The 19,945-nt window shown below is 62.0% G+C and carries 14 protein-coding genes and 1 pseudogene; 5 read left to right on the top strand and 10 right to left on the bottom strand.

The features are described from left to right. Positions 1-46 precede the first annotated feature (46 nt). From IPM54_31375 to IPM54_31360, 4 genes and pseudogenes are all read right to left on the bottom strand, one after another. The gene (locus IPM54_31375) at positions 47-1,144 is read right to left on the bottom strand and encodes a zinc ribbon domain-containing protein (protein ID MBK9264290.1); all 1,098 of its coding nucleotides are present in this window, start codon (positions 1,142-1,144) and stop codon (positions 47-49) included. A gap of 56 nt (positions 1,145-1,200) precedes the next feature. Further along, positions 1,201-2,556, bottom strand: a complete 1,356-nt coding sequence (locus tag IPM54_31370) for a cation:proton antiporter (GenBank protein MBK9264289.1) — start codon at positions 2,554-2,556, stop codon at positions 1,201-1,203. After that, positions 2,553-3,881 carry a hypothetical protein gene (locus IPM54_31365; protein ID MBK9264288.1) on the bottom strand — a complete coding sequence of 443 codons (1,329 nt, stop codon included), beginning with the start codon at positions 3,879-3,881 and terminating at the stop codon, positions 2,553-2,555. Before IPM54_31365 ends, IPM54_31370 begins: the two co-directional genes overlap by 4 nt. Positions 3,882-4,167: 286 nt before the next feature. Then, a pseudogene (locus IPM54_31360) lies at positions 4,168-6,129 on the bottom strand (hypothetical protein). 441 nt (positions 6,130-6,570) lie between these two features. Between IPM54_31360 and IPM54_31355 the strand changes: the two are divergent. Together IPM54_31355 and IPM54_31350 are read left to right on the top strand one after the other, a co-directional pair. Next, positions 6,571-7,899: an HD domain-containing protein gene (locus tag IPM54_31355; GenBank protein ID MBK9264287.1), complete on the top strand. Its 1,329-nt coding sequence runs from the start codon at positions 6,571-6,573 to the stop codon at positions 7,897-7,899. 71 nt (positions 7,900-7,970) lie between these two features. Then, positions 7,971-8,576, top strand: coding sequence for a hypothetical protein (locus tag IPM54_31350; GenBank protein MBK9264286.1), 606 nt, complete (start codon positions 7,971-7,973; stop codon positions 8,574-8,576). A gap of 9 nt (positions 8,577-8,585) precedes the next feature. On the opposite strand, the gene IPM54_31345 is transcribed toward IPM54_31350, so the two are convergent. The 4 genes from IPM54_31345 to IPM54_31330 all read right to left on the bottom strand — a co-directional run bounded on the left by IPM54_31345 (position 8,586) and on the right by IPM54_31330 (position 11,655). Then, complete coding sequence (locus tag IPM54_31345) at positions 8,586-9,614, bottom strand: hypothetical protein (GenBank protein MBK9264285.1); 1,029 nt, start codon at positions 9,612-9,614, stop codon at positions 8,586-8,588. Continuing rightward, positions 9,614-10,123, bottom strand: coding sequence for a biopolymer transporter ExbD (locus IPM54_31340; protein MBK9264284.1), 510 nt, complete (start codon positions 10,121-10,123; stop codon positions 9,614-9,616). Before IPM54_31340 ends, IPM54_31345 begins: the two co-directional genes overlap by 1 nt. Positions 10,124-10,217: 94 nt before the next feature. Continuing rightward, on the bottom strand, positions 10,218-10,775 hold the full coding sequence (locus IPM54_31335; GenBank protein ID MBK9264283.1) for a biopolymer transporter ExbD: 558 nt from the start codon (positions 10,773-10,775) through the stop codon (positions 10,218-10,220). Between the two features lie 217 nt (positions 10,776-10,992). Continuing rightward, positions 10,993-11,655, bottom strand: a complete 663-nt coding sequence (locus tag IPM54_31330) for a MotA/TolQ/ExbB proton channel family protein (GenBank protein ID MBK9264282.1) — start codon at positions 11,653-11,655, stop codon at positions 10,993-10,995. A gap of 626 nt (positions 11,656-12,281) precedes the next feature. On the opposite strand from IPM54_31330, the gene IPM54_31325 reads away from it, so the two are divergent. Genes IPM54_31325 through IPM54_31315 form a run of 3 tightly spaced genes read left to right on the top strand, consistent with a single transcriptional unit; the run spans position 12,282 to position 14,149 of the window. Further along, entirely contained in the window at positions 12,282-12,956 is a 675-nt protein-coding gene (locus IPM54_31325) for a MotA/TolQ/ExbB proton channel family protein (GenBank protein MBK9264281.1), read from the top strand. 12 nt (positions 12,957-12,968) lie between these two features. After that, positions 12,969-13,550, top strand: coding sequence for a biopolymer transporter ExbD (locus IPM54_31320; protein ID MBK9264280.1), 582 nt, complete (start codon positions 12,969-12,971; stop codon positions 13,548-13,550). Continuing rightward, a complete protein-coding gene (locus tag IPM54_31315; protein MBK9264279.1) occupies positions 13,547-14,149 on the top strand; it encodes a biopolymer transporter ExbD in 603 nt (200 codons plus the stop codon). The genes IPM54_31320 and IPM54_31315 overlap by 4 nt, the downstream gene beginning before the upstream one ends. A gap of 98 nt (positions 14,150-14,247) precedes the next feature. Here the strand turns inward: IPM54_31315 and IPM54_31310 are convergent, their stop codons facing one another. Next, complete coding sequence (locus tag IPM54_31310) at positions 14,248-17,574, bottom strand: SNF2 helicase associated domain-containing protein (protein MBK9264278.1); 3,327 nt, start codon at positions 17,572-17,574, stop codon at positions 14,248-14,250. Between the two features lie 73 nt (positions 17,575-17,647). Further along, a complete protein-coding gene (locus tag IPM54_31305; GenBank protein ID MBK9264277.1) occupies positions 17,648-19,852 on the bottom strand; it encodes a sodium/proton-translocating pyrophosphatase in 2,205 nt (734 codons plus the stop codon). Positions 19,853-19,945 lie beyond the last annotated feature (93 nt).

Raw genomic sequence — 19,945 nt, 5'->3', positions numbered from 1 at the left:
GGATGCCAAGACGAACGAGCGAACGGAAGGGGTGAACGGCGTGGATCTAGCGCCGAGTCGCGAAGTAGATGCCCGCAGCGATAGCCGCGAGAAACAGGATGAAGAGCACGATCTTGATGATTGAGTACGGCGCTTTCCCCACGACCTCGCCCGACTGTCCGTTGACGAGGAACTGGTAGGGTTTGTCCTGATACCGGTACGCCGCCACCCACACGGGCAAGAGCACGTGCTTGAACGTGACGCGCGAGAACTCGTTGTGAACCTCGAGGTCCTTGTGCGTGTCGCCTGGAACGTCACCCGCGCAGCGTGACTGTTGAACGCTCGCCATCTTGCTCTGGCCCGTGTCCCACGCGGGCATGAGGTCGACGGCGTAGGCCTCGGCGCGCCAGCCGGCCAAAAATTCGGGTCGATACGGCGTCAATGCTTTGGTGTCGAAGGAACGAAATTGATCCCCGAGGTTGTGGGGCAATCCCTTTGAGGCGCAAATGATGATGTCGTCGAAAACATCCGTGCGCCGGCCGCTCGCGGGCTCCCAGCGCGTGTGCTGGACTTTTCGCGTTTGCTGTTTGCCTTGCTCGTCCGTGTACGTTTCATCGACGTAATAGTGGTAGCCAGCCTGCGCCCTCCATGTGGAGTAGACGCGCGCATCGAAGGTCCAGTACGGGATGTACACGCCGGCGAGCCCTTCGACTTTGGCCATCTTCCGCAAGTCGCTCGGGCGAAACCAAAGCGCGCCAAGCCACTCTTCGAAGCGCGTCGCAGCGTTGTTTTTGTCGATTTTGAACGGGACGACGGACTCGGGGCGAATCGGGTTCGCCAGCGCTTCACGCGCGAGCACCTGATGCGACTTGCAGAACGTGCACGTCGCCGTTTGCTCGCCAGGCGCGACGCTGACGACCGCTCCACATTCGTTGCAGCCTACTTGCGTGACAGGTGTGCCGTATCCGCGTTCGGCAAGGCGCATGCCCTCTTCGATGGGGATCTCGCGTACGAGGCCCGTAGGAGCCGCTGGCATGGCTTGCTGCGCGCCGCAGTAGGGGCACTTGAGCGCTTGGATCGTGGCGTCGTAGGCGAGTTTTGCTCCGCAGCTCGAGCAAGGAAAGGAATCACCGGAGGGCCCTGGGGATTGCGACAGGTCGGTCACGTTTGAGCTCCAAGCATCGCTGACGGGAAAACGAAGGATATCCCGTAGGGAATCTACTACGCCTCGGCGTCGACTTCGGGTGTAGGAGCGTGAGAAGGCTCATCTGCGAGGCTCGGATCACGCTTTTTGCCAATTTCATCGGCCCGCGAAAGAGCCATGCGAAACAGCACGGGACCGAGCATCTCGTTGATGACGACGGTGCCGAGGATGAGCGTCGCTGCATCTTGACCCCACGGGGCAAAAGATGTCGCCACGAGGCCAGCAAGACCGATGGCAATGCCCGCCTGCGGGAACATGCCGAAGGGAACCTTGCGCGCAATGGCCGGCTCCAGCTTGACGGCGCGCGCGGCGAGCAGCGTACCGGCGAACATGCCGCCAGCTCGTACGAGGGCCGCGAGCACCGCAAACGGCGCGACCGACAAGAAGGCGTGCAGATGCACCTCGGCCCCCACGACCGCAAAAAAGACGGCGAACGTAGGCATCGCTGCGATTTCGGTTTCGTGGACGACTTCGTGCCCGCTCACGGGGCTGACGTTTTCGAGAAAGAGCCCCGCGGACAAACCCACGAGGAGCGGATCGAGATGAAACGCACGACCCGCCTCGGCGACGACGAACAGCACGACGAAGACGAACAATCCAATGCGCTGCCGAACACGTTGAATGTAGAGACCGAAGATCAGCGCAATACCGATACCGACGACGATCGACCCGAGGATATGTGCCGCAAGAGCTCCAAAAACGGACGTTGGAGCAGCACCGGCAACCGGGAAGACTCGGTGCGCGAGCGAGTCGGAGAAAGCAAACGTGACGACGACCGAAAGGTCCGCGACGACGACGGTCGACAAGGCAAGCTCACTCACGGGCCCAGCCGCGCGCGCCTCCTTGAGAATGCTGATCACGACCGCGGGTGAACGCGCGCAGAGCACGTTCGCCAAGATGAGCGACACGATGGCCCGCTGAGACGCATCGAGCTCCGACATGAACGGCAATTGCGCTGAAATGGCGAAAAAGAATGCAAAAAGCAGACAGGCGCAAGCCGCGAGGCTCGCGACGACGACGGCTCCGATGGTGCGAAGCTTGGGCCAAAGCTTGGCAAAGTTGAGCTCGCAGCCGGCGGTGAGCGCGATGAGCCCCACGGCGACTTTCTTCACGAGCGTAAGGTCTTGGAGCATCGAGGGCGTGATGAGCCCCAGCACCTCGGGACCAAAGAGCGCGCCGCAAAGAATGAATCCCGTGAGATGCGGCAACCGCAGCGCGTGGAAGATGTGCGCCGTCTGCATCGCTGCCAGGAGTAGAAAACCAAAGGCAAGCGCCGCACCGGAACCCGTGATCGTCACGTCCGCCGGCAAGAACGACCTTGCGGCAAAGGAGATGCCGGCGACGAGCGCCAAGACGAGCGCCGCACGAATCACGACGACACCTCCTCTTTGGGCGTCGGCGCAGTCGGCACGGGTTTGTCCTCGATCGGCGCAACGATCGGCGCAACTTGCGGCGTCGGCACGATCGGCAAAGGCGTGAGATCCGCCGTTCGGCGACGACGCCATTCCAAGAACCGAACGACGCCTTCGGACAAGACGCCACCAATGATCACAGCGTTAATGGCCCACCGAACTCGTTCGGGCGCATTGCTTCCATACAGCGTCGCAGCGCTGACGATGACGACGATCGAAATGGGACTCTGTGGTGCAAGTGCAAGTGCGAGCATCCGCGCCGAGGGCAAACCTTTCGGCCCCAAACGTTTGGACCAGATCGCCCCGAGACGCTTGCCTGCGACACGTGCCAAGACAAACGCGGGCGCGAGCACCCATCCCTGCCATTCACCAGGCCGCCACTGCGCCCCGACGACGAGCAAAAAGATGAGATAAATGGGCCGCTCGACCGTCATCAACGTCGCCCGAAGCCCCTGGAGATCACGCATGGGAAGGTTCGCCATGAGCGCGCCCGCAATGGCACAAATGACAGGGACACTGAGCGCGAGATACCCAGAAACACCCGCGGAAAGCGCAACGGCACCGAGCAAGAGCGCAACCTCCTCGGCCGCGTTGTGCGCTCCGCGCAAAAGCACGTAGCTGATGATTCCAAGCGTTCCGCCAAGACCGAGTGTCACCAAGAACCACGCGCTCGACGGCAATTGCCACTGAATGCCAGTTCCTTCGGGTCTGAAATAAATCGCAACGGCCGCAAGCACCGCGAGCCCCACCACTTCGTCGATGCTCGTGACTTCATCGATCATGCGCGCCGCCTTCGGTCCAACGCGCCGCTGCCAAACTTCCATGCTGATCGGCGCACTCGGCGCCGCACACGCTGCAAGCACGAGCGCATCACGCACGAAATCGTGATGCTCCCAAGGCACACCCATCCCAATGAGCGCCATGCCGCACAGCACCGCGGTCGTGAACATCGGCACGAACGACTCGAGCACGATGACCGGTCCGAGCGACGCAGGCAGCGAATCGAGCTTGCGAACATCGAAGTGCAAGCCGACGAGAAACCCAATCCAACCAAGCCCAAACTCGAACGCGGGCTTCAGATCGCTGAGCACCGTCGGCGTGAGCACTCCCACGCTTTCTCGCGCAAAAATCGCGCCCATGCCGAGAAACGGAAGACCAGCAGAAATCAGGACAGTGACACCCAGACGACGCTCGAGCGCCTTGAACTTCGGTTGGGCGAGCAGGACGGCAAGGCTGAACGCGATCGCGAGCCCAATTACAACCCTCGGCAGCCTCTCCTCCGTCATGCGTCCCGAGTATCCGTCAGAACGGGCGACGAGGCTGAGGAAAAAGTGCACGAGCGCTGAGAATGTAGGCCGAAATCAAGGGCCGTCCCGGGAGCATAGGACAAACGTCCATCATTCTCGCCGTTTTCGACGCATCCCTGAGGATGGGATGATGTAAGGACAAACCTTACGTACGCGGCGTGCGCGAGGTCGGCGTACGTGTGCGTGGGCGCGTTGCAGACACGGGGCGCGACGTCTCCGGCACACCGGGTTGTGGACTGAGAGATCGCGCGCGGATCAAGTTACCATCGGCTTCGATCTCCACCCCGAGCGCTCGACTACGCCGCACGAGGCGCTCGAGATCGACGTCGGGGCCGATGAGCAGGCCCGAAGGTGGCGATGGATCCACGAACATGTCGGCGACGGGCCGCCGCGTTCGAAGCAGCTCGCGCACTTCTTGATCTTCAATCCACAAAAACCCTGAAACGGGCACGAACGTCGCTCGACCAAGGACGACGCTCGCTTGATCGAGCATTTGGGAAATGTTGTCGGGCAACATCGCGACGGCTTCGATCCGCGCCCGCAACACATCGCTTTCGAGCCCTGCAGAGAGAGCGCGCGCAACCGATGCGGAAGCGATGACCACGTCGATCTTGTCGCCGATGCGACTGATCTCGGCGAACGGCGCGAGCGCCAACGCGTGCGCCACGCGGGTGGATGGATGGATCTGGAGCACATGCGTGTCGACGAAACGGCTCGACTCCGTGTCGACCGAAGGATCGACGCCGGCAAGAAGTGCTCGACCGCGCGGCGTGAGACGCAGCGCGAGACCTCCATCGAGCTCGCCTTCGCCGCCGAGATCCAAGACGCCCAAGGCTGGCAAGGATTCGAGCGCGATACGCCGAACGATCTCGCTCACGTCGATCGCTTCGATGCCCATGCGTTCGGCCCAGCGACGTACCAACCGCTCGACACCGCCAATACGATCGTCGGCCGCGAGATACCCACGAAGAGACGACCACGGGACCCAGCGACCTTCGCCAAGCTCTTGCAGCGCATCGAGGACCATTTCGCGAAGCGCGCCGATGGGACTGGATTCCCGGCCTTCTGCAGCACCGCGCAACACTTCACGCTCGGGCCGCGCTTCGTCCCATGCACCACCTCGACGCCACGTGTTGAACAGAACTCGCGTGATCTCACGAATGGCGAACGAGCCTGGGGGGGTGACGATCGATGCGGACGTCGGCTCCCAGAGACCGATGGCTCGAGACAGCGCGGCAGAAAGCGCGACGGTTTCGACGTCACGCCCGAACCGTTGCGCGAGACGAACGATGAGTGAACGCGGAGTTCCAACGCCCGTACGTACTTCACTTCCTGCACGAACATCGCTGGCTGGTTCTCGCATGGCGAAGGCGAGCCCAACGGCGAGCATCGAAGGATCGGACGCGAATCGGGCGCGTCGAGGAGCGTGATCTTCTTCGAGGACGAAGGAGCGGATTTGCGCACGTCTCGCTTCTCGAAGCTTGCGACGTTCCGCGCCGACGATGTGGCCGATTTCCGTCGGAATGACGTGACGATTGGGATGAATGGGGATCAAAAATGCGCGGCGTTCCAGGGCAAACCCTGCACCACGACGACTCGCGGTGACACCCGATGCTCCTCGCAAACGCATCGGTTCCCGTTCGAGATCCAGAAGCTCTTGCGTATCCACCTCGCCGCCCACGGCGTCGATGGCTTCGAGCAGCCGTCGCTCGGCTGGCGCCAAGCGCGCGACTTCGGACTGCAATCGTTCGGCGTCGGACAGATGCTGCCACGCAACTTCGAGCGACAGAGCGATGGGGGGCGTTGCGGGACGGCCCAAGTAATGCGCCGCGATGGCGCTCGCGGTTTCGAAGGACGCCTGTGACAAAAGCGCTCGGAGCGCGCGCGGATCCTCGCCCTCCCAAGACTTGATCTGCACGAGAAAGGCGATGGGCAAAACCAGCTCGATGCCCGCGTCGATCTTGCGCGCGTACACAACGCCTCGCGCAACGAGCGGTTCGAGTCCCGCGGGCAGCGAGGGCACGACGAGCGCTCCGCCTGCTTCGGCCACGCGATAAAGAAGCTCGCGGCTGATTGGGTGCAGGCGCGACGGATCACGTACGTCGGGGATGCCCACGAGCGCTCGAGCAACCTGAGATGGCGGATCGATGCGCTTTTGCGGATCGATGCGAATGCCCAGGCGCCGTACGAGCGCGTTGAGCTCTGAATTTGGAAGCGCGCGCAAGATGTGATCGAGGCGCCGGAGCGGCCCGTCGGTTTGCTCATCGCCCGATTCGTCGGTCGCGGTAGCGAGTGCCGCGTTCGAAGGCCCCCCGGCCAAGCGAAGCCCACCTTCATCGTGTCCACCGGTGGAGCTCATGGTTCACCTACGAGGCTGAAGGGTTGACCAATGCGTCGAACGACGCTCGTGCCATCGTTGGACACTACACGACGAAACTGCGAGCGACACTCGGAAAAGCGAACGCAACGTCGTTTTTCCTGGACACCGTGCTCGTCGAATCACGTTTGTCGCGGTCGGTACCACCAAACCCGCGCACGCTAGATTTCCGCACCCTTTGCACTGATCACTCGCGTTACCACCTCCCCGTAGAGTGCGTCCGGGAAGACCCACAGCAGTACGGAGATGCCCGACGAGCATTCCCCGTTTACGATGTATTGCGGAGGAGATGTGATTTTACGTGATGCCGTCCATGGCCTCGTCGCGTTCGAAAGCGAAGAAGATGCGATCGTCCCGCGCCTGCTCGATGCACGCGAATTGCAGCGCCTCCGCAGAATCCGACAACTCGGACTGACGTCGCTTGCTTATCCAGGCGCGGAACATTCGAGGTTTTCCCACGCGCTCGGCGCCGCGCACGTCATGAAGCTCCTGCTCGCACGACTGCGTCAAATCGATGGCGATCTGCCGTTCTGGCAACGCGTGACGAGCGAACGCGCGCGTGATGCCGTCGCAGCAGCCCTCTTGCACGACGTGGGGCATGGCCCGCTCTCGCACCTCTTCGAAAGCGCCATGCCCGGCGCCGTCGAACACGAGGAGTGGACCGTGCGCATCCTCTTGGATCCCGCATCGGACGTGCACCGCACGCTCGCCGCAGACGACCCGGGACTGCCGAGGCGCGTCGCGGACTTGATCCGCGGCAAGCACGAACTGCCGTACCTCGCTCGTGCCGTCAGTGGCACGTTCGACGTCGATCGTTGTGACTACCTGCTGCGTGACGCTCACGCGACGGGCGTGCGCTACGGTGACTACGACCTGCCCTGGCTCCTTCGAAGCCTGCGCTTCAGTGAACCGAGCGGACCTCCAGGACACGCCGCACCATCGCTCGCCATCGACGGCCAAAAAGGCATCGTCGCGATCGAATCGTTTCTTTTGGCGCGTTACTTCATGTTCCAACAAGTCTACTTCCACAAAGCCACGCGATCGGCCGAGTGGATGATCGGCGCGATCCTGCGTCGCGCGCTCGCCGTCGTCACCGATGGCACGCGGCTGCCCGTCTTGCCCGAGGCGATCGCGGTCATCGCCAGCGGCGACACCCCTTCGCTCGAGCAATACCTCGACCTCGACGATCAAGTGCTCCTCGGCGCGATCCACGCATGGGAGGATGCCAAAGACCCCGTGCTTGCAGACCTTTGCAAAAGACTTCGCGCCCGCGCGCTCTTCAAAACCCTGGACCTTTCACCTGATTCGCAAGGCGACGAGTCAACCCACGCGTTCGCTTGTCCGGACGAACCTGCCCGCGAGCGAGCTCTTGCCAAGGCACGCGAGATCGCCTCGAACGCTGGACTCGATCCGAGTCTCTATGTGGGCCTCGATGTCGCCACGGACGTGCCGTATGCGGAAGACGAGTCGCTACACGTCGTGTTTCCGCAAGGCCGTCCGCGACCGCCGTCTCAGGTTTCGTTCTTGCTCGATCGATTGCGCAACGAAACACTCACGCGCTGCCGGATCATCTTCGCTCCAGAACTTCGCGATGCGATGCGGGAGGCGTTCGAGCATTGAAGCCCGAGGCCAAAGCGTATCGAAGCGCGCTGGGTAAACGCCGAGCCAAACGCTGCGGTTTCGCCTGCGTCATGGCGATCGGCCTGTTCGCGCCCACCATCGCTCATGCGACCGATGACGACGGAGCCTACGGGCGTTACGACGGCGACCTCGACTTGCGCATCGGTGCCGGCGTTGCCGTGATGCAAGAAGGCCCCGCGCTTGCAGCCTTCGCATCCGCGATGCTCCTGTCGTCGGCCGGCGTCTATGTGCACTACACGGATGCGTTCGACGAAGGGCGCCGCACTCCGCGCTCGATCTCGACGGGCCTCGTCATCGAGCCGCTGTTTTTGGCGCGTACGGCGTTCAACTTGCAGATCGGCAGCGGCCGGCTCGATCTCGCCATCGACTCGTTCGCGATCGGCCTTGGAGCCTATTGGACGATTCCACGGCTACCGACGAACCCGCTGAACGAACCGGGGCTCGAGTTTTCGTTGGGGTTTGGCTTGCCAATCCTGGCAAGCGCAACGGGCCCGGTGCTCGGAGTACGTGCGGCATTGCGAGCGAGCCCCGCAGCAATGTCCGGCGCCGAAAGGTTTGGCTTGGTGGAACAGGGCGCGCAGCTGTCGTTCACGCTCGCATGGAGACAGCTCGCAGCCGCACACCTGATCGACGCGCGAGATCGTGCAGTTCGCTAGGAAGAACGGCTATTGAGGTTTTTCGACGGGAACGTCGGTGTCGCCCATGGCATCACGCACGGAGCCCGCCAGCGCACAGCTCAAGGCCTGACGCTGCTGCGCGAGCATGACGCGTTCGTCGAGGGGCATACCGGACTGCTTGAGCTCGACGTCCGGCGTGCGACGAACACGGAGCACGAGCTTGCCATCGGAAAGGCGCCAGATGCCGACGCGTGAAGGATGCACGACCGACCGAAGCGCCTCGCTCTTCGAGCTGCCCTGCGGGACCTTCAAGTTGTCGACGGGCTCGTCGAGCACGAGCGTGAAGTATTGAGCGCGTTCGAGCAGGCCGATCGCGATGGGGATCTCGTCTTGCACGGTATCCTCGAAGAAGAGGACGTATTTTCGCAGCTCGAGGTCTCCAGAGGCATCTTGCACGTCACGAATGAAGTCGTCGGAGAGCACGCGCAGTGCCCTGTACGCGACGCGCAAGTTGTAGGGCTGAGCCGGTGGAGCGCATCGATCGAGCTCGTTGCAGATTTCGCCCATGGCGCATTCGCGCGTGCGTTTGCATTCCTTGCCCGACAGTTGGTTCTTGTTGTCGGCGCGGAAGAGGCACGCGGTGAAGCCGTCGCGGAGCGAGTCGTTGGCGGCTTTGCGTAGCGTATCGGGAGAAGCTGCCTGGTCGACGTCGAGGCGCAGATAGATGCCTGGTTTGTCCAGGAACTTCCACGACGCGAGGATGTTTTTCTCGACGACCTCGCCGCCGGGTTCTTTGGCGAGCTCGAGTGACCAGCGCTCGATTTTTTCGCGCAGGGGAAACCAGCGTGGACCAAGTTCGGTGACGACGGCGCGTTGCTTGGCGAGCAGGGTGCTGCGCGTGCTTTCGACTTCGCCCTGGCTACGTTTCCAGTGAACGATGCCCGTGACGGCGAGGACGATGGCAACCCAACCCCAGAACTTGGTGGATGGATACCGAACCTTGCCGGAAGCGCGGTCCTGTTTGGATTGTGCGAGGGATGGGAGGCCTCGCGGGCGTTCGTCCGCCGAGGGGGGCATCAGTTTGACTTGGGGAGTTTGCCGACCATGAAGCTGACGTTCGGGTAACCCGCGAACGCGGCTGTTTGGAAGACGCTCTTGACGACGAGTGCGGGGACTTGCTGGTCGACCTGGAGGATGCAGACGCCGGGGAAGGGCTTGTTCGGCTGGATCTGCTTCCACAGCTCGCGCTTGTTCTTCAGGATCGTGAAGAGCTCGTCGATCTTCTGCATGCGTCCGAGCTCTTCGACGGCGCGCGTGGAGCCTGCGAGGACGCCGTCGACGAGGATTTGGTTGCCGTTCACGGCGACCATGGGTGCGTCGATGATGTCTTCGACGTTCTCGGCCTTGGGCAGTTTGACGTTCTTGTCGACGGTGATTTCACCGGACGCGGAGAACGACATGAGCAGGAAGATGACGGTGGTGATGAGGAAGTCGATGAAGCTCACCAAGTTGAGGGCGCCGGCGACGGCTCTTTTGCCGTGGCCCCCGACCTTGTTTTGGACGAACTTCAACTGGATGCCGTGCATCAACCGTTTGCCCGGTTGATGAATGACGTGTGCGTGCGGGTTGTGGTGCTTGGAATGCCCGTGAGATTTTCCGCCACTCATTGACGTGTGCTCCTCATCGAACGGAGAAAGTCATGTTGAAGACGGGAAGTTCTTTGTCACCGTCGGGAAGCTTCACCACGCGTTTGGTGGCGTAAAGAGCGTCGAGCACGGCGATGATCTCCTTGAAAGGAGCGCGATTGTCGCTGTGCATGATCGCTTGATCGAGCTTCTTGTCGCTGGGATCTCGGTGGCTGCCGTTTTGCTCCCACTCGGTTTTGATCTTCGCAGCGAGCTCGGGGTACCGAATGATCGGGTTATCGGGGTTCGAGTTTTTCGGTACGCGGATTTCACTGACGACCGTAGCGCCCTGTTTCCAGATGAGGGCGAAGTCGGTTTCGCCGATGTGCAGATTCAGCACTTTTTCGGGCGTTTGCGGAGTGAGTTCCTTGTCGGGGTTCGGTGGCCCGGGAACTTGAGCATCCGCGTTCATGCGCGAGTTGGTGACCCAAACGGCGGTGATCAAGAGAAATGCGATGGTGCACATCAACAGGTCGATGAAGGGGACCATGTTGATTTCGGTATTGGTTGCCTTCTTCTTCCCACCCTCGCCGCCGACATCTACGCCACCCATGCTGTGCCTCCTGCAACGCTCGAGCTTGCGAGCATGATTGGGCTGGGATGCTTTTCGCACCCCCGCTTTTTGCGAATCACCTCGCGCTCATGGCGAGGGCGCCTGGAATTCGACAACCGTTCGACGTGGGAAGTTTCCGAGAAAAATCATCCAGACGTTCGGAAGTCTTGGGAGAACAAGGGGCAGCTTCGGCGCGGAAGCTGCCCCTCGGTGGCCATCACGCAGCCGCTTGACCGACGGCGTTGACGTTGACCTTTTGGCGGTTGGACACGACGAGGTTGAGCACCATGACGGAGGCCTCGTTGATGTCGTCTTCGACCTGTTGCGTCTTGCCGTTGAGAACGGCGAAGCCGATGAGGCCCAAGATGGCGACCGCGAGACCGAACGCGGTGCAGTTCATGGCTTCGGAGATGCCTTGCGCGAGCACGCGAGCCTTTTGGCTCGGATCGACCGACTCACCACCGACGGATCCGAAGGCGATGATGAGGCCCGTCACGGTGCCGAGGAGGCCCGAGAGCATGGACAGGTTTGCAAGAAGGCCAAGGTAGGCCGTGCGTGCGCTGAGCTTCGGCAGTTCGCGAAGAGCGGCTTCGTCCATCGCTGCTTGCACTTCCTCGTCAGGGCGATTCACCTTGACAAGGCCTGCTTGCACGATGCGAGCGAGCGGCGCGTTCGCGGCGGAGCACATCTTGACGGCCTTGGCAACGTCGCCAGCGAGGATGCACTTCTGCATCGTGGCGAGGAAGACGTCCTTGTTGATCGCCGAGCCAAACAAGTAGATCGCGCGCTCGACGATGATGCCGATCGTGAGGATCGACCAAAACAAGATGGGCCACATGCCCCATCCACCCTCTTTGAAGTGCTCGTACATCGCGTGCATTTATTCGTCCTCCAGCTTGCGCCTCTCGTCCATTTGGGGCCGAGGTGTCGCCCTCTATTTGAAAACCGTATCGGTTCGGAATGCGGCAGGTACTGCGACGTTCTTCGTGCGATTTCGCCGTTTGTCGCGGCCTCGCACCCCACATCGTATGCAAGGCGATCGGCCAACGCATCCATGCAGTCGAAGACGCTAACCGAGCGGCGCGTCCCGACGCAAGTAGCGTGTTGCGCTTCCTTCCGTCGACCCTGCTCATACCGCTCTTCACGTCCGCATCGTTCGAGGTGCATCGGGGAAGTTCGATATTGGCTGGGCGGGCGCATCTTCGCGACTCAGACCACCCGACGTCAAGCACATTTGGTCTGGATCTCGAAGACTCGTGTCTTTTGCAAATCGCATGAAAGGATCCAGCGCCACCGCACTCGATTGTTCTCACGCGCCGAGCGACATCTTCACGATCTCAGTGTTCCCCACGCCTCCGTCCAGCTTCCGCGCTTTGCTTGCCCTGACGATCGAGCGACGGCTATATATTCGGCGCCCTCGCGCGTTTCGCGCGCGCCGAGGCTTCAATAGTTTCGTCACGACGCTTCGGACACATCGAAAGTAAGCAGGAAGAAAGGACCGCGAGGATGCGTCACCTGTTCATGTTGGCGGCGGAAGGCGGGAGCGAGGTCGGAATGTGGGCGGCCATCAAGGAAAACCCCACGTTCCTCATGATGAACGTGGTCGTCTCCGCCGTCGTAGTGACCATCATCATCGAGCGGACGTACTTCCAACTCGATCGCTACCGCGTCAACTCCAAAGAGTTTTTCGTTCAGATCAAGAAGCTCGTGGTCGCAGGCAACATCGACCGCGCCATCAAGCTGTGCGACGCCGGCGACTACCCCATCCTGCAACTCGTCAAAGCGGGTTTGACCCAGGCAAGCAAAGGCGCCGACGAAATCGACGCCGCGCTCAGCGAAAAACTCTCCGAGCTGAAACCGGCCGTCGAGAAACGCGTCGGAACCCTTTGGTCACTCGCCAATATCGCGACCCTCATCGGTCTCGTCGGCACCGTCAGCGGTCTCATCAAGACGTTTTCGTCCATCGCCGCTCCCGGTTTGTCCGCGGCAGTCAAGCAACAAATGCTGTCGAACGGCATCGCCGAAGCCATGTACAATACCGCCTTCGGTCTCGGTATCGCCGTTGTGTGCATGGTCGCGCACGTCTTCCTTCACACCCGAGCGAAGAACATCCAGCACGACCTGGAGAGTACGACCGAGCGGGTCTTCAACCTCCTCACCATCAGCAAGCCCAACCTCTAGAGCGCGCGCTACATGGCCGAGAACAACGATGCCCCGCTCAGCGCCGCACAGCGATCCCGCATCAGGCGGCTATCGCAGCCTGTAGAGCCGCAACCTGGCGAAGAGGCGGGAGAGCTCAACATCGTCCCCTTTCTCGACATCATCACCAACGTGATGATGTTCGTGCTCGCTAGCGTGTCGGTCACGTTCATCACGTCGATCGACACGACCCCGCCAGCCATCGGCGGCAAAGGCAAGAGCGACGTCGCCACCAAGGCTCTCAACCTGTCCGCCTTCGTCACCAAAGACGGCATCTCGCTCAAAACCTCGAGCGGCAACATCGCCCCAGGTTGTCAAGGCACCGGCGCCGGCATCACCGTCCCGATACAAAACGTCGGCGGAGAACAAAAACACGACTTCGCCACCGTCACCGCTTGCGCCAAAAAACTCAAAGGTGCCCGCCCCGAGTTCAAGGAGGAAACGCAGGTGACCATCACTGCGAACGGCGGAATCGACTACGCAACCATCATCGATACGATGGATGCGCTGCGCAAAGATGGCGAAGAAGACCTCTTCCCGGATGTGCACTTCGGTGTCGTGGGAGCAGGGCGATGAGCACCGGACAAACGGCCTCGAATCCACAAAAGGCCAGCGTCGTCCGCTTCAAGGCCGCCCTCCGGAAGGCCAAGAGAAGAAACGCTCGCGAGCCCGAGATCGACTTCCTCAACATCACCGCGATGCTCGACCTGATGACGATCATCCTCGTCTTCCTCCTGAAGAGCCTCGCATCCTCCGCCGGCGCCATCCCTCAGTCCGACGATCTGCGTTTGCCCGCGTCCGTCATGACCGGCGAACCCGCCGAAGAAGGCGTGCTCATCGTCGTCTCCAAGAGCCAAATCCTCGTCGGCCAAGAATCCTCGCCCGTCGTCAAGCTCCCCCCACGCGATCAACTCGCGCAAACGGGCATCGACGCGAAATACAAACGAGGCGGGCCGAACGACATGTTCATCGTCCCCCTCGGCAACGCCCTGCAGCACGCTCGCGACATCGACAAGGCCGTCCGCACCGCAAAAGGCCTGAACCCCAACTCGTCCGAAGCCATCGTGGTCGTCGACAAAACCACGCCCTACAGGCTCCTCATCGAGGTCCTCTTCACCCTCGGTCAAAGCGAGTTCGGCAAGTACCACCTGATGGTCATGAGCGGGAAGAAATAGCCTCACCCCCCTGCCCCCTCTCCACACGGTGGAGAGGGGGAGAATGCCTCACCCCCCTGCCCCCTCTCCACACGGTGGAGAGGGGGAGGAAGAGGCGCTCAGTCGACCGCGAATAGCTCTTCCAGATCCGACTTCGTCAGCTTCTTCGCCCCGCCCTGATCTTCGCTCAACACCGATGCCACGAGCTCTCGCTTCTTCGCTTTGAGCTGCAAGATTTTCTCTTCAATCGTCCCTGCTGCAACGAGCCGATACGCCGTCACCACCTTGGTCTGGCCAATGCGATGCGCACGATCGGTCGCCTGCTGCTCGACCGCCGGATTCCACCACGGATCGAAGTGAATCACCGTATCGGCAGCCGTCAGATTGAGCCCCGTACCACCCGCCTTCAGGCTGATGAGGAACACCGGCACGGTGGGATCATTCTGGAATCGCTCGACACGCTCCGCGCGATCCTTCGTCGATCCGTCGAGGTACTCGTACGTGACCCCGTCCTCTTTCATCGCTCGCTCGATGATCTTGAGCATCATCACGAACTGACTGAATACGAGCACCTTGTGGCCACCTTCGACCGCTTCGGCAATGAGCTCGCGCAACGCGATGAGTTTGCCCGAGTCGTCGTCGCCAAACTCGCGCGGCAAACCGAGGAGCCTCGGATCGCACGCAGCTTGACGCAAACGCGTGAGGCCCGCGAGGATCTGAATGTGGCTCTTGGCCAGACCCACGCGCTCCACCTCGCCCAGCACCTGAGCTCGCACTTCGCGCGCCACCTGCATGTAGATCGATCGCTGATCACCCGTGAGATCGCAGATCTGATCCGTTTCGATCTTCTCGGGCAGATCCTTGGCCACTTCCTGCTTCGTACGTCGCAGGATGAACGGATGAATGATCGCGCGTAGCCTTTGCGCGGTCTTGTAGTCGCCAGCTTCGATGGGTCGCGCAAAGCGCGATTCGAACTTGTCGAGCGGTCCGAGCAGCCCCGGCGATACGAAATCGAAGATCGACCAGATTTCGCTCAGGCGGTTCTCGATCGGCGTGCCCGTGAGTGCCAGCCGCCGACGCGCCTTCAAACGCTTGGCCGCCGCAGCCGTTGCCGACATCGGGTTCTTGATGTGCTGCGCTTCGTCCAAGATTGCATAGGTCAGATCGAGCTTCGTGAGGAACTCTTCATCACGACGCAAAAGCGCGTAACTCGTGATGATCACCTCCGCTTCCTGCACTTCCTCGATTTGCTCTTTGCGATCTGCGCCATGCCAGAGCGCAACGCGCAGTGACGGTGAGAAGCGCTCGAGCTCGCGCTCCCAATTCGTCACGACGCTGGTCGGCGCGATGATGAGCGTCTTCAGGTGCTTCTCTTCCTGTTTTACCAACAGCAAGAGCGCGATGGTTTGAACGGTTTTTCCAAGACCCATGTCATCCGCCAAAACACCGCCTGAACCGATGCCGTGGATGAATTTGAGCCAGGACAAACCATCATCTTGGTAAGGCCGGAGTGTGGCCTTCAGGTTCCGAGGCTTCTTGGCGCTCTCGATCTCGCCGATGCTGGAGAGCTTGTGGAACAGCTCGCGCGCGCCACCTGAAACGCTCGCGCCGCTCGCGTGCCCGAGCAGCTCCTGAATGCGCCCGGCATGAGAAAGCGGGAGCTTGCCGCCTTTGCCCGAAGACGTGAGCAGCTCGATTTCGCGATCGAGCATGGCGCGCACGGCATCCGCATCGAGCGTCGCGAACGACCCGTCTTCGAGGCGCACGTAGCGTTTGCCCTCGGCGAGGCATCGACGCAATTCTTCGCGATCGACCGCAACGCCTTCGCTCTCGAAGGTGAGCTTGACGCTGAGCCAATCCATGCCGCTCGTGACCTTCGCAAAGGCTCCGATGGGCTTGTGGCGAACTTGCGTGTCGACGAGATCTTCGGGGACGAACAAGTCCCAGTCTTCGGGTAGCTCGGCGAGGCCTTCGCTCCAGAATCGAATGGCCGCATCACCGTTGGCGATGAAGCCCTGACCCGTGTCGTCGGGGCGCAAGCCGAGAGCTGCGAGCTTGCTTGCGGCGTCCTGTTGAGCGGCGATGTCGACGCGCACGCAACGTGCGCGTTTCATCCCTTCTTCGGGGGGCTGCACGAGCACTGGGGGCGTGATGCCGTCGGCGCGGACTTGCACTTCTTCGTCGCCATAAGCAGCCCAAAGCTGCACGCGCGCTTCGACGAGCGATCCACCTGCGCGCATGCGGAACGTGGGCGCCAAGTCGACGACGTCGACGATCTGCGCGAGGTCGGGCAATTCAGCGCCGACTTCGAGCGCGACCTTGGGCAAGCCCTGCATGATGATCCGCACGAGATCACGCATGGGTTCGCCAATCGTTGGAGAACGAAGGAGTCGCCGCATGGCCGCAGGAGACACGCGCTTGTCGATGCGTCGCGCGATGCCTTCTTGCGTGTCGATGTGCCAGCCTGGCCACCCCTCGAACCAACCACCCTGAAGAAGCGAAAAACGGCGTTTGTCGGTGGGCTTTTCAAAGCTCACTTTGACGATGATCGTGTCGCCTCCGACGGTCTCGAGGTCGAAGCGAGGCCTGAGTGAGTCGTCGGCAAAACGAAGCTGCATGAGCGCAGGTTCGAGAAGGACGCGTTGACCTTCGAGAAGCGGGAGCAGCTCGGCGACGTCTTCGCCACGTACATCGACGGCCGGATGACGTGGATTGCCGCTCTCGAAACGAGCAAGCAGACGCAGGGCATCGCGATCCGGCGTCGGGTAGAGCGCCTGCCAAGCGAGCGCAACGGAGGGCAGAACGGGCACGCGCGCCTCGGCATCGAGCACGGTGACGGTAAGGGCACCTTGACGAACGTGCAGTCGGAACTCGACGCGACGCCCTCCGGCCATGCCTTCCGGCGGAAGCCACGCACCGATGCCCGTCTGCTTGGCGGTTGCGTCCGTTTGAGGCGCCGCGAGGTTCGATGTCGGTACGGAGGAGATCATGGAAACCGCAGGCACGGGATTGACCGCCGGTGGTTGCACGCCGCCATGTCGTTCACGCCGTCGAACTCGCTTGAGTGCATCGCCACCTGCATGGGCGGTTTGATGATGCATGGGCGCGTGACCGGTCGGATTCTGCCGAGGCTGCGATCCTCGTGCCTGATCGCGAAGCGTGATGAGCAGCGCTGCAACGTGTTTGCAGTGCTGACCTCCCTTGGCAAACGTCGGGCATGTGCAGTGGCTTTTGATGCCGTCGGGTGACAGCTCGACGCGCACGGGATGAGGTTCCGAGTCGCTGGCGCGGACGATGCCGCTGGCGCTCATGTCGCGAACTTCGACGTCCTCGACAACGCGACGTCGAAAGTACTCGAGCCCCCGCAGGAAAGTGCGCGCGCCGAGTAGGCGGCGTAGTCCTCGGTCGCTCAGGGTGGAAAGGGCGTCGGTAATGGGAGGCGGCACGGTATATGGCGGATGGGGTTTGTCCTGGACGCGCGAGATCCAACGAGCGCTCTCGTCACGGCCGATGCTGGTTTCACAAGAAGAACGGCAAAAAAACGATGGTGATGACAGAAAGCATTTTCACGAGGACGTGAATTGCGGGCCCTGCAGCGTCTTTCAGCGGATCGCCGACAGTGTCACCAATGACGGCCGCGATGTACGTCGGGTTGTCGATGCGCGCGCCGGTTTCGTCGACGAGGTAGCGCCCACCGTGGGCCCCCGTCACGATGTACTTTTTCGCATTGTCCCAGGCGCCCCCTGCGTTTCCAAGGAGAAGCGCGCCAAGGACGCCGGCGATCGTCGCGGCCATGATGAGCGCCGCGACCGCATCAGCAACGGCTAGAGGATTATCTTTCGTTCCCGCAAAGCGCAAGCCCAGTCCGACAAGGATCGGCACGACGGCACCAACGAGCGCCGGGACGATCGCCTGCCCAAGCGCCGCTCGACTGCCGAGCTCGACACAAGCAACGGGATCCGGCGGGGTATTCGCAGGCCCGATGCTTCGCTGCCGCCGGGCCTCTTCGAGCATGTGCCGGGCTGCCCGGGACACACCGCTGACCGATCGAGACGTAAACCAAAGCACGAGGAGCACGCCCACGACGGCCCCGAGATACACTTCGGGGCGCCCCCACGAGATGACGCTGCTCGCATCGGCAGTTCGCGCAGGCAACACACGCCGCTGCATCTCATCCATCCACGCCGACACGAGCATCGCCGTCGCGAGCACCGCTGCGACACTCGCGTGCGCTTTCGTCAATGCTTTCGCCGTATTGCCCACGGCATCGAGCACCACCGTTCGTCCTCGAACATCCGGGCGCTCACGCGCAATCGTCATTTCCACGATGCCGCTGGCGCTATCGATGATCGAACCGAAGCCATGAGAAGCAAGCACATACGCCGAGGTGCCAAGCGTGCCCGTCATGGCCACGGCGATTCCGAACACGCCGCCCCCGGACAAACCCGTGCGGGCACCCAGGAAATGCGCTCCTGCGACCGCCGCAGAAACGATGAAGATCGGTGCCAGCGCTGCCTCGAATCCAACCGATACGCCGCGCAATAGCGCCAGCGATGGCCCAATCCGTGCAGCCTCGGCGATCTCACGCACGGGCCTGTGCCGATACTCGGTGTAGTACTGAAAAACGAACAGCAAGAGCAAGCCGGCGACGATGCCGATCACGGCAGCTCCGAAGAACAGGAGCCAGTGTGCGCCAAGGAGCCACTTCGATGCGCCGGCCGTGCCGACGGCAAAGAGCAGCGCCGTGACGTAAAGACCTCGAGCAATCGCGTTCACTGGATCTTCGCGATCGTCGGTACGCACGACCATGACGCCGAACATGGCCGCCATGACTCCGAGCGCGCGCGTCACGAGCGGAAAGAGCATGATCGAGACGGCGCTCGTGATGCCTTCGTTGCTGCGAAAGAGCGCCGCCGCGAGCATCATCGCGCCAAGGTTTTCGGCAACGGTCGATGCAAGCAGGCTCGATGCCTTGCCAGCGGATTCACCGGCACAATCACCTGCCAGGTCGGCGATGGTTGCAGGGTTTGTCGCATCGTCCTCGGGCAAACCCCACTCTTTGCCCGCCAGATCGGCTCCAACATCGGCACTTTTGGCGAACGTGCCGCCCGCAAGCTCGGCCAAGAGCGCTGCAAACGCAGCCCCGAGCGCGTAGCCGGAAATGACGAAGGGGATCTGCGGAGCAAGGCGCAATGCAGCCGCCGGCTCGGGAGAAAACCCTCCCTTGGCGGCGAAGACGGCGGCGAAGAGACCTCCAAGACCGAAGATCCCGAGGGACACGGAGAAGAGGCCCGAAACGGCCCCACCACGAATGGCGATCTGAAGAGCGTGATCGAGAGATTTACGTGCGCCGCTCGCAGCGCGCACGTTCGCGCGCGCCGAAATCCACGACGTCACATGCCCGGCGACGATGGACGAGCCGACGCCGAGCGCAAACGAGACGGTGAGCCACACACCGAGCTCGAGCGCCGGTAGCGGTGTCGCCTCGCCTGTTTGTCGTGCCAGACCGTAAGCCAGGAAGATGGCGCCGCCGAGCACTGCGGACACGGCGAAGATGGTTCCCCGCATGCGCCGCGAAAAGAGCTCGGCGGCTTGGCGAATGCGCAGCGCAACGCGAGGCATCTCGCCTTCACCGACGGGACAATCGATCACCCAGCGTGCGAGGTATCCCGCGAACGCGATCCCGAGCAGGCTGATGCCAAAGATGAGCACGAGCTCGATCATGGTAAAGGCGACAAAACGCGCGTCGAGCGGCCTTTCGATGCGACGTGGAACGACGCGCGGGCCTGTGCACTACCGCGAGCGGTGCGTGAGGGC

It is taken from the genome of Polyangiaceae bacterium (assembly GCA_016715885.1).
Lineage (GTDB): Bacteria > Myxococcota_A > Polyangia > Polyangiales > Polyangiaceae > Polyangium.
Note: the sequence above shows the minus strand (reverse complement) of the source record. Positions and strands in the feature narration are given on the sequence as shown.